We start from the raw sequence: 12,953 nt of genomic DNA, 5'->3' as shown, positions 1-12,953 counted from the left end.
GATATGCGGCGGTTCATAATCCTCACTTTGTTTTGAAGCCCGGTATTTAAATACGACATATATCATTAAGGCAAAAACAGCAATTACAACAATTGCCATCGTCGCAATTGATATCCAAATGACATTGGCAGTCGTTTCAGCTTGCGGCCCTTTCGGATCCAAAACCATTAGCGGCTCACAACCCGCCAACAATGCCAGAATACCGATAGCCAAACTTACTAAAGTCCATTTCCTTTTCATGGAAGTACCCCTTTCTTGTGTTCTATAAGCTATAGAAACAGCATGTGAAATTATAGTATTTCGCAGTTCCTCGAACTAGAGATTTATCTTAATATAATATAATGCCGATGACAATCATCAGATGCACATTTCATAGCGACTTCACCAAACGTCAATAGATTAGACACATTTTGTACAACGATTAGACAATTAATTATATAAAAACAAGGAAACGCCTCACATTTTCGTCCATTTAATGAACAAAAAAGCTATTAAAACCATATTAATCTAATCTTCGCTTAACACATTTCTAAATAGCTTTTACATATAGGAAGCATCTTCGTTAATCTAATAACAAATTGCAGAGTTCACATCATCTTGTTTTTGCATTCTAATTTTCTTGTATATACTAAGGACATAAAAAAGGAGGAAACTAACATGACAGAGGAGAATAAAATCCGTAATCAAATGGATTTGTCACAAGAACAACGTGAAGAGTTACTCGGAGTTTTGAAAAATCGCTTTGAGAAGAACTTGCACCGCCACGAGGATATGGATTGGGCAAAAGTCGAAGAAAAGCTTAAGGCTAACTCTAAAAAACTGTGGTCTTTGAATGAAATGGAAATTACCGGCGGAGAACCTGATGTCGTTGACTATGATGAGCAGAAAGATGAATACATTTTTTATGATTGTTCCGTGGAAAGTCCAAAAGGCCGCAGAAGTGTTTGTTATGACCGTGAAGCATTGGAGTCAAGAAAAAAACACAAGCCCGAAACTAGCGCAATTGAAATGGCAGCTGCCATGGGCATCGAACTTTTAACCGAAGAGCAATATAGAGCGCTGCAAAAACTAGAAAAATTCGACTTAAAAACATCCAGCTGGGTTCAAACCCCTGCCGATATAAGAAAGCTCGGTGGTGCGATCTTTTGCGATCGCCGCTATGACACTGTTTTTATGTACCACAACGGAGCTGACTCCTACTACGCCGCCAGAGGTTTCCGTGGCTCGCTGAGAGTCTGAATCAGCTAATAATGTTCTTATTTCATTCAAAAATCCCTTACCGCTGCCAAAATAGCTGTAAGGGATTTTTGTCATTCCATAGGTACTAGCTTATGTGTTATCCCATAATGCGGAATAAAATAGAATGAAATTCATATAACACCGAACCAAATGGAAAAGGAGGTTATTAATTTGTCATCCAGAGAAAATAGAGGGTTCCGGTTTTGTATATTCCCTGGATATAACTGGTGTGGTCCAGGCTGCAACGGGCCAGGAGCCCCCATCAACGAAGTAGATGCAGCATGCAAGGCACATGATGTATGTTATCGACAACACAAAGAGCGCTGCCATTGCGATAATGAATTACTCAGATGTCTTCGTCCTTATTTATATGAAGACACGCTAATGGGAAGACATGCACGCATCCTCTATAAGTACATGCAAGTTCAGACAAAATTCACTTGCTATAAATCCAGAAAATACTAATTGTATCGGTGCCTGTGCAAGGTGCATTTATGAAAATTTAGTAAAACGAATAAAAATACAACCATGCAACAGTTAAATAGCTTGATAACCGATTTCCAACTTTCTTTTTATACAATGGTATTTTCGTATTAACTGAATAGTTTGTTGCACAGGCACCTAAAAAAGCTTACTCCCCTGTTTCGTTAAATCGTTCTATCCTCCGACCAATCTCATCCCGTACCCGTTGGAAGCATGCCCATTTTTCTTCTTCCGTTCCAGTTGCTTTTGCCGGATCATCGAATCCCCAGTGCGCACGTTTTATATGGGCGGGTGTCACTGGACATTTGTCTGCCGCATCCCCACATAAGGTGACTACAAAATCAGCATCATTCAATATGCCTATATCAATGATATCTGACGTTTGATTTGAAATATCGATTCCGACTTCATTCATCGCTTTAACAGCATTCGGATTGACTCCGTGCGCTTCAATGCCTGCGCTTTTCACATCCCATTCCTCACCGAGTATACTTCTCCCCCATCCTTCAGCCATTTGGCTACGGCATGAGTTGCCGGTACAGAGGAAATAAATAATCTTTTTCTCCATTGCATTTACACATCCTTTTTACATGATTAACAACCAGACGTACAATCCGACAAGCGTGATGAATAGTGTAGGGATCGTCAAAATGATTCCCACTTTAAAGTACGTCCCCCACCCTATTTTCACACCTTTTTGCGATAGGACATGCAACCATAGCAATGTTGCGAGTGAACCGATCGGTGTAATTTTCGGACCCAAATCTGACCCTATAACGTTTGCGTAAATTAGCGCTTCACGGATCGGTCCTGTTGTGTTCGTTTCTGCTATTGCGAGTGCATCAATCATAACAGTTGGCATATTGTTCATGATGGAAGATAAGAATGCTGCAATGAAACCCATTGATACTGTCGCAGCAAATAGGCCTTGATCAGCCGCCAATTGAATAATATTCGCAAGGACACTCGTCAACCCGGCGTTTTTCAATCCATAAACAACGACATACATGCCGATCGAGAAAAAGACGATTGCCCAAGGTGCCCCTTTCAACACTTGTTTCGTTTGAACAGCAGGACTTCTTTTCGCCATGACTAAAAAGAAGATGGCTACAATTCCAGCGATAAACGATACTGGAAGCCCGATGAATTCACTCGAGAAGTACCCTACAAGCAATATGCCGAGAACCCCCCAAGACAGCCGGAACATCTTATGATCTTTAATCGCATCCTGTGGTTGCTTCAACTCAGCCACTTCATAATCTCCAGGAATGTCTTTTCTGAAAAACAAAAACAAGACAAGAATACTTGCGATTAATGAAAATAAGTTCGGAACAATCATCCGGGAGGCATATTCCGCAAAACCGATACCGAAAAAGTCGGCGGAAACTATATTGACCAAGTTGCTCACAACTAATGGCAATGATGTCGTATCTGCGATAAAACCGCTGGCAATAATAAATGGAAAGATCATTTTATCGCTGAACTTCAAGTTCCGGACCATCGCCAATACAATCGGCGTCAGTATCAACGCCGCACCATCATTCGCAAATAAAGCTGCCACAATTGCACCAAGAAGGCTGACATAAACGAACATCCGAAGCCCGCTCCCCTTAGCTAACCGGGCCATATGTAGTGCAGACCATTCGAAAAAGCCGATTTCATCTAGTAGTAAAGAAATGATGATGATTGCAACGAAAGCAAGTGTCGCATTCCAAACAATGCCTGTGACATCGAGCACATCCGTAAAATCAACGACACCAAATAGTAATGCAATGATCGCTCCCGCACAGGCAGACCAACCAATCGAGAGGTTTCTAGGCTGCCAAATAACAAATATGAGTGTAATAATAAAAATCAGTGACGCGGTTATGACTGAATACAAAACCTGTTTCCTCCTTAATACAAAAGCGTAGGATGGCGGGAATCGTTGGTTCTAACGCTATGCTTTTACTCGCAAAAGCCATTCTTCGTGACGGCTTTAACTGCGACAGGCATAAGTCAGATCTACGAAACGGCGCTCTTTGCCGAGCAGTTGCCACCCGAAGTCTAGTCGTTATTCACAACAAATACGCAAGCCTTGCGCTTCCAACTCTTCAATGGAACTTCCTTGATCAGGTAAGTGATGAAGTACACTTGAAATCAATGGATAATCTTCGTGTTCCTGATTGATTGAATAAAAGATCCACTGTCCCCTTCGCTCCTCTTTCACTAACCCAAGGTCCCTTAGTTTACGCAAATGTTGACTGATCGCCGGCTGGCTCATCTTAAAGATTGCGACAAATTCACACACGCAGCAATCATGTGATTCAAGCAATTTCATCATCGTCAGTCTCGTCTTATCGCCGAGAAGTTTTAAAATTTGTGATGCTCTTTGCAAATCAATTGATTCTGTTGTTTCCATTTATCATCACTCCCTTTTAGCATCATATAATTATATGCTTATATACGCAAGTCAAAAAAACCGACTATCTACTTTTGCGGATAGTCGGTTCTCTCATCATTGGATCGGTATTAAAATTTCAACGACTTCTTCTTCAGCTCCCTCATCAAGATAGAAGATCTCGATAGGAAATGATTTGTCATACCATTTCTGTTTATATCCGTTTTCACCCATCCACGAAAATATTTTTGAATAGCCTTGATCAATCGTTTTGTTGGAGCAGCTGATTTTCGCATAGTTCATCATCGGAAGTTTAAATCCAATCATCCCTTCAGGTGTTTCGGTTAGCCCCTCGACTTCCACACATGCGAAATAAGTGGCAACGATATCATTGCACATATACGGACTGATTAAGACTTGCTTATTCTTACAATTTTCGATATCATCGATCCGCTTTTCAAAATCCATTTGAATTTTAATGGCAGCGTCCGGGAACGCCTGTGGAAAATTCGCTGTTATGCTTTGCCCAATCAATTCGAATTCCCTTTTAACAACTTCACATGCAAACGTAGCAACTGCTTTTACTTCCATTCTATCACTCCTTCAAATCTACTTCATAAACAAATCCACAATTACAAATACTTATCCAGAAATTCCCGGATTGCTCGATATCCTTTAATTTGGTTTTCACGCTTCGTGAAGCCATGTCCTTCGTCTTCAAAAATGATGTATTCAACTGGAACACCATTCTCTTTCACTTTTTCAACAATATCATCAGACTCAACTTGCAAAACTCGTGGATCATTGGCGCCTTGCAAGACGATGAGCGGCTTGTTAATTTTTTCCGCATGGAAAAGTGGTGAAATACTACGGATATAATCTGTCTGTGTATATGGATCACCGATTTTCTTGTATAACAGTTCGCGCATAGCTTCCCACCATGGTGGAATACTTTTTAGCGTTCGCTCCCAGTTGGACACTCCGAATATATTAACGCCAACTTCGAATGAATCAGGTTGGAATGCGAGAGCAGCAAGCGTCATATAACCGCCGTAACTTCCACCGATAATACCAATCCGATTTTCATCAATCCGCCCTGTTCCAATTAAAAACTTTTTCCCTTCGATGCAATCAGCCAAGTCAATTTCACCATGTTTCAAATCAGCTGCCTTGAAAAATGTTTTCCCATATCCAGAACTTCCACGGTTGTTCACGGCGAGAACTGCATAACCGTGATTCACTAAATATTGAATCATCGGGCTGAAATCGACAGTCGACTGACCTCCTGGACCACCGTGCACCCAAATGAGTGCAGGTGCTTTTTCACCTTCTTCTAAGTGCGGCTCATAATAAATCGCCGGAATTTCAAGCCCATCGAATGATGGGTAATGAACAACCCGCGCATCCACTAAGTCGCTCTCGTCAATCTCAGGATTAAGGGTGTCTGTTAAGCAGCTCAATTGCTTTGCTTCAAAATCATATACATACAAATTCGCAGGCGCTGTTGAACGGTTTACTAAAAACGCCATATACCGCTCACTCTTGGAAATTGATAATCCACTAATTTGCCCTTCCGGAAAATCCGCTATTTCAACATACTCGCCAGTTTCCGACTCGATCACCTTCACTTCAATCTTTCCATCATTATTCACATAATAGTAAAGGTATTTATGATGAGGAGAAAAACGAGCGGTTAAAATATCCCAGTTTTCTTTTGCGACAACCTCTCTGTTTCCAGTCGATAAACAAATCCGTTTCACGTATAAAAACTCATGATCTTCATCTGTTAAGTAATATAAATGAGTTGAATCCAAATTAAATGCGACTGGCTGGTACTGAACATCCCCTACATGATCAGACAAATGTTTCACACCGTCTTCTGTGTAAATAAACATATCCGAATCATTTGATGTCCGTGGCTTGTGCAAGGCAATAGTTTTTTTATCATGGGAAATCGCCGAAACATAATATCCATCTTCATTTTTGAACAGTAGCGTCGGTTCCATTGTGTCGATATCCATTTCATATAAATCCATGTAACGGGCATCCCGCTTATTTGATTCATAGAAAAAATTCTTTTCATTCCGACTCCAACGGTGAAACTCCGCTTTTTCTGCTTTCCCAGGTGTAAGATCAATGCTTTCTCCATCTTCCGTTTGCATATAAAGATGTGTAATCTCATTCCCGCCTTGATCACTTCGATACAGAAACTTACGCCCATCCGGGAAATAGCCTACGGGTATCATCCAATTATCAGCAGAGTGTGTCAGTTGCTCAACATCGCTTCCTGTCCGAGCAACCGCATACGTATTATAGACACCCGAACGGTCGCTACCCACTAAAATTTTTTCATCATCTGGTGAAATAGATACCCCAAGCAAACTCTCACAATTGATAAATTGTTCAATAGAATACTTTTTCTTAACACTAATCATTTGTTCGCCCCTTTTCCCTTCATTTACATACACCCCATAAACATTTTATACTATTTAGACTACTGAAACAAATTAACTCAAAAGAAAAAAGCATTCTTCACGAGGAAGAGATGCTTTTCAGAATTTCATTCAATAAATGATGCAATGAAAATAATAATGATCGCTAGCGGCGCGATGAAGCGGACAATGAACTTCCAAGCATGATTCATGAAAGGGTTCATTCGCAGCTCATCATTCGTATCAGCAGTGGATAACACATAGCCTGCAAAAATGGAGATGAGAAGTGCACCAAGCGGAAGTCCGATCCTGCTCGTCAAAATATCCGCGAAATCGAAGAAAGTTCCTCCGGGCAGCTTCACATCAGATAACACACCGAACGATAAAGCACTTGGAATTCCGACGATGAAAATCAATATGCCAAATACCCAAGCCGCCATTCTTCTTCGTTCCAGCTTCTTTCTTATCCCCGTTGAAACGACAATTTCCAGCATAGCAATCGATGATGTCAACGTTGCGAATAATAATAAAATAAAGAACAAAATCAAAAAGAATCCACCGAACGGAATTTCATTAAAGATGGCCGGCAATACGACAAAAATCAGTCCCGGACCTTCTGCAGGTGATTGGCCTAATGCAAATACTGCTGGAAAAATAACGATCCCCGCAAGCAGCGAGATAAAAATATTCAATATAGACACATTAAAAGCCGATTGGCCAAGGCGTTCCTCTTTGGGCAAATAAGATGCGTACGTCATCATCGCAGTGACACCAACGCTTAACGAGAAGAAAGCCTGTCCAAGTGCTAGCAAGAAGGTCTTTCCAGTCAAATACGACCAATCCGGCACGAATAGGAAGCGGACCCCTTCCATTGCCCCTTCAAGTGTCAATGATCGAATCGCTAAGACGATAAAAAAGATGAAAAGCAAAGGCATCATCCACCGGCTCGCACGCTCAATTCCGCCACGGATCCCGCTTTGCACAATCCATATCGTTAATATCATGAACACTGCCTGAGCGATGAGCACTTCTCCAGGGTTCGCGATGATGGTAGTGAAAAGCTCTCCATAATCGGCAACATCAAGATTAAATACTAGTGCTCTTACCAAATAGGATAGAATCCACCCACCCACTACACTGTAAAAAGATAAGAGGATAAAGGAACTGAGTAACCCCATCCACCCGATTAAAAACCACGGCTTTCCGGGGGCCAGTTTTTTTAATGAAGTGACTGCATCATACTGTCCTCTCCTACCGATGACAAATTCAGCCAACAGGATCGGCAATCCAATTGCCAATGTACAAATAATGAATAGCAATACAAACACACTGCCGCCGTTCGTACCTGCCATATAAGGAAATTTCCAAATGGCTCCAAGTCCGATTGCACTTCCGGCTGCCGCCAATACAAATCCAATTTTCGATGTCCATTGCTCACGTTGTTTCATACTATCACTCACTTTTCCCAGTTTCTCCGATGAACATTGTATTAGTATAACGTAGAATGGATGGAATCCATACTATCTTATTATTGCGCATTCTTCAAAATTGGTTTTTGTTTTTAACATATCGCTAAAGGGAAATATGTACGTAACGAGGAGGTGTTACAATGGAACTTTTAAAAGTAAACGGCCGGATTGATAAGAAACGGCTAGCTGTTGGCGTTCTACTGCCGATTATCGGTGGATCTATTACGGGATGGTTGGCAAACCGGAATGCCCAAGAAAAATATAATAAGCTTGAAAAGCCTTCATTCTCCCCACCACCGTCAACATTCCCGATCGCTTGGACAACCCTTTATGGCATCATGGGACTTGCCAAGTACCGGGTTGAGAACAAAAGAGAGCAAGGCTATGGGAATATAAGCGCAATCCCCATTTATGAATTGCAACTCGGGCTCAATTATTTATGGTCTTTCTTATACTTCCGATGGGGACTGAGAGGCACAGCGCTTGTTGAAATGACCATTTTACTTGCAGCCATCGCTGTGACGACCTATGAATTTTACCAAGTTGACCGGACGGCAGGATCGCTACTGATTCCTTATATCGGTTGGGTCACATTCGCTTTGTCCCTCAATTATTCAACTTGGAAATTGAATAAGTAGCCGTAAAGAAATCCCTTGCCTGAAAAAAGGCAAGGGATATTCATTCAAAATTGGATATCTTGGGGTTCTTCTCCCTTTTTGTTCATCAATCGCATGGAATCGGGAGTTACTTTCAGGATGACGAGGTTCGGATCATCAGGTCCAGTAAAATATGGCTTCATATGCTCATTCCATACCTTCTCTTTCAAACTTTCCTCATCGGAAATCATTGCGGTTCCCATAATTTCAAGATATGCATCCCCGAAACCCTCCCCATCATAGCCAATCAAAATATGCGTATTCGGATTCTTCTCAAGTTCCTCCACTTTATCGGTCATTTTAGACGTTGCCGTGTAAAGCGTGAAATCCTCATTAAAAAATGTCATATACCTACTGAAGGGCTTGCCTTGCTGGACAGTCGCCATCGTTCCGATATGGCTTTCATCCAGTATTTTCCGAGCTGTTTCTTTAGCATCCATTTCAATCACTCCTCATTGGTCTTCTCCTTTTACTGTTCCTATAATTAATGAAGACTAAACATTGGAGTGTCGGCTGAGAAGAAGATATGAACATTTCTGCAAAGCTCTACTTTATTTCATTTAAGAATAAAACCATAAAATCCTCATCGAAATAGTCTTCTCCGATTTTCAATGCTCTTTTCTCAGTTCCGTATACCTCAAATCCTAAAGAAGAATACAATCTAATGGCAGATGAATTCGAGCTGACGACTGTCAAATGAATCTGCTCAATGCCTTTAAGAGTCCTTGCCTTATTGATTGCTTCAACCATAAGCCTCTTTGCAATGCCTTTCCCCCTCATACCGGGTGTCACATACATCGCTACGATTGTTGCACGGTGTCTAAGTTTCAGCGTTCTCTCTGTCAATAGCGTAATGACGCCAATCAGTTTCGATTCGGCAAAAGCACCGAATGCAAAAGAAATCTCCCCCTCAAACCTCCCCTTATACTTGTCGGCAGTTTGCTTTTGCTCCTCTTCATAGCTTGAAGAAAAAGCTTCGGGATTTGTTTGTAAAGCTTCTAATCGTATTTGAAAGTAGGCTTCAGCGTCTTGTGGAACTAACTTTCGAATATTCATCTCTCATCCTCCTGATTCAATCTTTTCCATACTTTTCGATAATCGACTCTTCCGTTGCTATCGAGTTCAATATTGACATATGGATTATCTTTCGGTTCATATACTGTGTGAAAGCGATGGTTGCAAAAAAGAATTGCATGCTTCGATTTTAAATACTCTTCGATTTTAAAGTAAAGATCCCAACGAGTAGATTCTTCTTCCACACTTCTAATTTTTCGGATCTTTTTATCTACAAAACTCTTCATCTTTTCATCCAAACACGGATAGATGGTGAGCTCCGTTGACTGTAATGCAGTAAGCAATGATAATAAACGATCTTCCCCTAACGCAATTCCACCTACAAAAAGGTCATATGTTCCTAAGCTTTTCTCACTGCTCATTTGATAAAAATCAACAATTTCGATTGTCGAGTCAATCCCCATTTCCTGTAATTGGATTTGCAAGTTCTTTGTAGCTCTTTCATGGTTAGCACCCGGTCGAATTTGTTGAGCGGCAATTCGAAGGGGCGGTCCTTCATAGCGGAGATTTCTATTTTTATTATCCAATTTAACAGCTTCAGAACGGGGAGACAGAAAGCTTGTTGCGACAATTTCATTATCCAACCCTTCATTCCGTATGCCCTCGGGTTGGAGCCTTGTATATATATCCTTCCGAAAGGCTTCTTTTTGAAACGTCCCCTCTTTCAAGCAGTTAAAGGTAATATAACTCGCCCCATCCTCCATTCGCTTCACTTGCCTCCAAGTCGTATCCGGAGCATTCAACAAAAATGGATGATCGGCTTCTTTACCATAATGGGAAGGTGTTTTAATGATATGTATTTCGTCCAGCCATGGTCTAGCTAAAAAATAGGAAGGGTTCACTTCTAATCGGATGATGTTTTCATCATTCTGTGTCACTAGATAAGGTCCACTACCGACCGGAAATTTTGAAAACCGTTCGGGATGATCAATGACTTTTTCAATCGGTATAATGGACGCTTTCGAAGCGGCTAAGCTGCGCGGAAATAAAAAATCCACTTCCTTTAGCGTGAATTGAATGATGGTCCGATTGAATACGTCCACTCTTTCAATGTTTCTAAAGAATTCCGTTTCATCCATTAGCCTACGAACTGTTGACTGAACATCTGAGGAAGTAAGCTCTCTACCATGATGGAAAGCTACTCCTTTATGTAGATAAAACGTCCATCGCTTGCCATCTTTCGACTCCCAGTGATGAGCGATGCTCGGTTTCAACTCGTTCGTTGCGGCATCATATTCGACAAGTCGATCAAATAGTTGCCGAACCATATGGGCGTCGTGACGGGAAACAATTCGCATCGGGTCCATGACTAAACGTGTTTCATAAAAAGGGTACCGTAAAATATCCAATTCAATTTCGCTATCCGTTTCCTGTGCGAGACCCAAATTCTCTGCAAACCAATTTTGAAACTTCAACTGTACTTGCTTCTCCATTCCGTCTACTAGTGAAAATGCGTCTTGATATCGCCCCGTCCGTACCATCTCTTTTGATTGGTCCAATAAAAGTTCATCCTTCGTGAAAAGGATTGTTATTCTCGGCTTCTTCCCCCGCCCTCTCTGTGTTACCCATTTTATTGCACCTTCGCTATGCAACACTTTAACAACGTTTTTCACATGTCTTTCCGAACAATTCAAAATCCCCGCTAGTGTTGCCACTGATGTTTCCTCTTCCATTCCTTCCGTGAAATGATTCGTCAATTCCAGCAAGTGATCCAAATACTTCACGAGCCACCCCTCCTTCAAGTCATCCGGTAGACATTTAAAGGTGAACTGTAAATTCAATAACCGACACTTTTTATGCACCTTTTATTATTCTACACTTCTTTTATGCGAGAATACAATTGGAGGGATGAAAATGAAGGCAATTGCTTCCGAGCTTTCACTATTTAAAAATAGGAACTTTCTGCTTTTATGGGGAGGCTCCACAATATCGAGTTTTGGAATGCAAATGTATAGCATTGCGATTCCGTTGCTAATTTACGATTTGAGCCGATCGGCATTGTCGATGAGTATGATGCGCGCAATTGAATTTTTCCCGAATATCTTTTTAGGGATGCTCGCAGGTGCGTTGGTTGATCGATTAAATCGGAAGACGATGATGGTGTGGACGAGTTTCATCCAAGTCATTTCCATGTGTGGAATCGTCGCATTGTTGCTGACAAATCAAATTGAGCTATGGCATTTATACATTCTCGGCTTCATCTTGTCCTCTGCAGGTTACACATTCGGGAATGCCAATCACTCGGTCCTTCCCCAAATTGTTTCAAAGGACCAGTTGACATCAGCCAATGCTAAACTGTCATTCATTGATACGTTGATTCGGATGATCGGCCCTGGGATTGCAGGTGTACTCATCGCCGTGTTTTCTTACACTTCCACCTTAGCGATTTACCTTGTCTGTCTATTGGTCATGTATGTATTTATGCAATTTTTGAATGTCCCTCCAACTGTCAAACAGAAGGATGCCTCACATTCAATCTGGAAGGATATGAAAGAAGGAATAGAAGAACTGTTTAACAATAAAATTCTTTTAACGCCAACAATTACAGTACTTTTCAGTAATTTCGCTTCCAGTCTCGTCGTTGGTGTACTTATCTTTTTTGCAACCGATCAGATTGGTGCTGATTCTAGGCAAGTCGGTTTCATGTTTACGATTTCGGCAATCGGGGGACTTGTCGGAGCTAGTCTCATTAGCAGAATCCGCAAACGCTTCGGTCGGGGTGTCATATATACATATTCAATTTTATTTGACATTATTTCCATGGGCTTGTTGCTGTTCGCTCAAACTTGGTGGGCAATCGGAATATCCCTAGCCATTCGTACATTCTCGACGACGCTATCCAATATCGTATACTTTACGATTCGCCAAGAATTCACACCGAATCATCTGCTAGGAAGAGTCGCGGGAACGTCGTCCATGTTAATGAAGTTAACCCTTCCGTTAGGGCTATTCATTGCAGGCTTATGGGCGGAATGGTTTCCAATAAGGATACTGTTCTTCATATCCATGTGCATTTTTATAGTTCTATTCATCCGCCTCTTCTTTCATCCATTTAAAAAACTTGTATAAAACGAGTTCTGCTCTCTTGATTTTTTGAGCAGACCTCATTTCATGCAATCACCAACTAGTAACGTATAATAGACATACATAAGATAGTCGAATAAAGGATGTGTCTATATGTCAAAGGAACTTTTCATCACTACTGATTTGCAAAGGGAAT

The 12,953-nt window shown here is 41.2% G+C and carries 13 protein-coding genes and 1 pseudogene; 4 read left to right on the top strand and 10 right to left on the bottom strand.

Annotation, left to right across the window (positions count from 1 at the left end; genetic code table 11):
- Nucleotides 1-240: pseudogene (locus AWV70_RS24870) on the bottom strand (cytochrome aa3 quinol oxidase subunit II); the annotation flags it as partial.
- Between the two features lie 417 nt (nucleotides 241-657).
- Here AWV70_RS24870 and AWV70_RS19360 point away from each other — a divergent pair.
- Nucleotides 658-1,239: a DUF4256 domain-containing protein gene (locus AWV70_RS19360; RefSeq protein WP_060210167.1), complete on the top strand. Its 582-nt coding sequence runs from the start codon at nucleotides 658-660 to the stop codon at nucleotides 1,237-1,239.
- 150 nt (nucleotides 1,240-1,389) lie between these two features.
- A complete protein-coding gene (locus tag AWV70_RS23080; protein WP_082713719.1) occupies nucleotides 1,390-1,704 on the top strand; it encodes a phospholipase in 315 nt (104 codons plus the stop codon).
- A gap of 166 nt (nucleotides 1,705-1,870) precedes the next feature.
- Here AWV70_RS23080 and arsC read toward each other — a convergent pair whose 3' ends face one another.
- The 6 genes from arsC to AWV70_RS19330 all read right to left on the bottom strand — a co-directional run bounded on the left by arsC (nucleotide 1,871) and on the right by AWV70_RS19330 (nucleotide 7,982).
- Nucleotides 1,871-2,290, bottom strand: a complete 420-nt coding sequence (gene arsC, locus AWV70_RS19355; protein ID WP_060210166.1) for an arsenate reductase (thioredoxin) — start codon at nucleotides 2,288-2,290, stop codon at nucleotides 1,871-1,873.
- Nucleotides 2,291-2,308: 18 nt separating this feature from the next.
- Nucleotides 2,309-3,604 carry an arsenic transporter gene (locus AWV70_RS19350; protein ID WP_060210165.1) on the bottom strand — a complete coding sequence of 432 codons (1,296 nt, stop codon included), beginning with the start codon at nucleotides 3,602-3,604 and terminating at the stop codon, nucleotides 2,309-2,311.
- A gap of 171 nt (nucleotides 3,605-3,775) precedes the next feature.
- Nucleotides 3,776-4,123, bottom strand: coding sequence for an ArsR/SmtB family transcription factor (locus AWV70_RS19345; protein ID WP_060210164.1), 348 nt, complete (start codon nucleotides 4,121-4,123; stop codon nucleotides 3,776-3,778).
- A 96-nt stretch (nucleotides 4,124-4,219) separates the two neighbouring features.
- Entirely contained in the window at nucleotides 4,220-4,693 is a 474-nt protein-coding gene (locus tag AWV70_RS19340; RefSeq protein WP_060210163.1) for a GyrI-like domain-containing protein, read from the bottom strand.
- Nucleotides 4,694-4,734: 41 nt separating this feature from the next.
- Nucleotides 4,735-6,537 carry a S9 family peptidase gene (locus AWV70_RS19335; RefSeq protein ID WP_060210162.1) on the bottom strand — a complete coding sequence of 601 codons (1,803 nt, stop codon included), beginning with the start codon at nucleotides 6,535-6,537 and terminating at the stop codon, nucleotides 4,735-4,737.
- 125 nt (nucleotides 6,538-6,662) lie between these two features.
- Nucleotides 6,663-7,982, bottom strand: a complete 1,320-nt coding sequence (locus AWV70_RS19330) for a sodium-dependent transporter (RefSeq protein WP_060210161.1) — start codon at nucleotides 7,980-7,982, stop codon at nucleotides 6,663-6,665.
- A 161-nt stretch (nucleotides 7,983-8,143) separates the two neighbouring features.
- Between AWV70_RS19330 and AWV70_RS19325 the strand changes: the two genes are divergently transcribed.
- Nucleotides 8,144-8,641: a TspO/MBR family protein gene (locus AWV70_RS19325; RefSeq protein WP_060210160.1), complete on the top strand. Its 498-nt coding sequence runs from the start codon at nucleotides 8,144-8,146 to the stop codon at nucleotides 8,639-8,641.
- A gap of 44 nt (nucleotides 8,642-8,685) precedes the next feature.
- Here AWV70_RS19325 and AWV70_RS19320 read toward each other — a convergent pair whose 3' ends face one another.
- From AWV70_RS19320 to AWV70_RS19310, 3 genes are all read right to left on the bottom strand, one after another.
- Entirely contained in the window at nucleotides 8,686-9,099 is a 414-nt protein-coding gene (locus AWV70_RS19320; protein ID WP_201024408.1) for a pyridoxamine 5'-phosphate oxidase family protein, read from the bottom strand.
- Between the two features lie 106 nt (nucleotides 9,100-9,205).
- Nucleotides 9,206-9,715: a GNAT family N-acetyltransferase gene (locus AWV70_RS19315; RefSeq protein ID WP_060210158.1), complete on the bottom strand. Its 510-nt coding sequence runs from the start codon at nucleotides 9,713-9,715 to the stop codon at nucleotides 9,206-9,208.
- Complete coding sequence (locus tag AWV70_RS19310) at nucleotides 9,712-11,457, bottom strand: ABC transporter substrate-binding protein (protein WP_060210157.1); 1,746 nt, start codon at nucleotides 11,455-11,457, stop codon at nucleotides 9,712-9,714. Before AWV70_RS19310 ends, AWV70_RS19315 begins: the two co-directional genes overlap by 4 nt.
- Before the next feature lie 130 nt (nucleotides 11,458-11,587).
- Between AWV70_RS19310 and AWV70_RS19305 the strand changes: the two genes are divergently transcribed.
- On the top strand, nucleotides 11,588-12,802 hold the full coding sequence (locus AWV70_RS19305; RefSeq protein ID WP_060210156.1) for an MFS transporter: 1,215 nt from the start codon (nucleotides 11,588-11,590) through the stop codon (nucleotides 12,800-12,802).
- Nucleotides 12,803-12,953: the final 151 nt, after the last annotated feature.

The organism is Sporosarcina koreensis, from assembly GCF_001531445.1.
Lineage (GTDB): Bacteria > Bacillota > Bacilli > Bacillales_A > Planococcaceae > Sporosarcina > Sporosarcina koreensis_C.
This window is presented reverse-complemented; position numbering and strand designations above follow the sequence as displayed.

Excerpts from the sequence above, each read along its gene's own strand:
- AWV70_RS19345 (WP_060210164.1), bottom strand. The coding sequence starts at position 4,123 with ATGGAAACAACAGAATCAATTGATTTGCAAAGAGCATCACAAATTTTA.
- arsC (WP_060210166.1), bottom strand. The coding sequence starts at position 2,290 with ATGGAGAAAAAGATTATTTATTTCCTCTGTACCGGCAACTCATGCCGT.
- AWV70_RS19305 (WP_060210156.1), top strand. The coding sequence starts at position 11,588 with ATGAAGGCAATTGCTTCCGAGCTTTCACTATTTAAAAATAGGAACTTT.
- AWV70_RS19335 (WP_060210162.1), bottom strand. The coding sequence starts at position 6,537 with ATGATTAGTGTTAAGAAAAAGTATTCTATTGAACAATTTATCAATTGT.
- AWV70_RS19315 (WP_060210158.1), bottom strand. The coding sequence starts at position 9,715 with ATGAATATTCGAAAGTTAGTTCCACAAGACGCTGAAGCCTACTTTCAA.
- AWV70_RS23080 (WP_082713719.1), top strand. The coding sequence starts at position 1,390 with ATGGAAAAGGAGGTTATTAATTTGTCATCCAGAGAAAATAGAGGGTTC.
- AWV70_RS19330 (WP_060210161.1), bottom strand. The coding sequence starts at position 7,982 with ATGAAACAACGTGAGCAATGGACATCGAAAATTGGATTTGTATTGGCG.
- AWV70_RS19360 (WP_060210167.1), top strand. The coding sequence starts at position 658 with ATGACAGAGGAGAATAAAATCCGTAATCAAATGGATTTGTCACAAGAA.
- AWV70_RS19325 (WP_060210160.1), top strand. The coding sequence starts at position 8,144 with ATGGAACTTTTAAAAGTAAACGGCCGGATTGATAAGAAACGGCTAGCT.
- AWV70_RS19320 (WP_201024408.1), bottom strand. The coding sequence starts at position 9,099 with ATGGATGCTAAAGAAACAGCTCGGAAAATACTGGATGAAAGCCATATC.
- AWV70_RS19340 (WP_060210163.1), bottom strand. The coding sequence starts at position 4,693 with ATGGAAGTAAAAGCAGTTGCTACGTTTGCATGTGAAGTTGTTAAAAGG.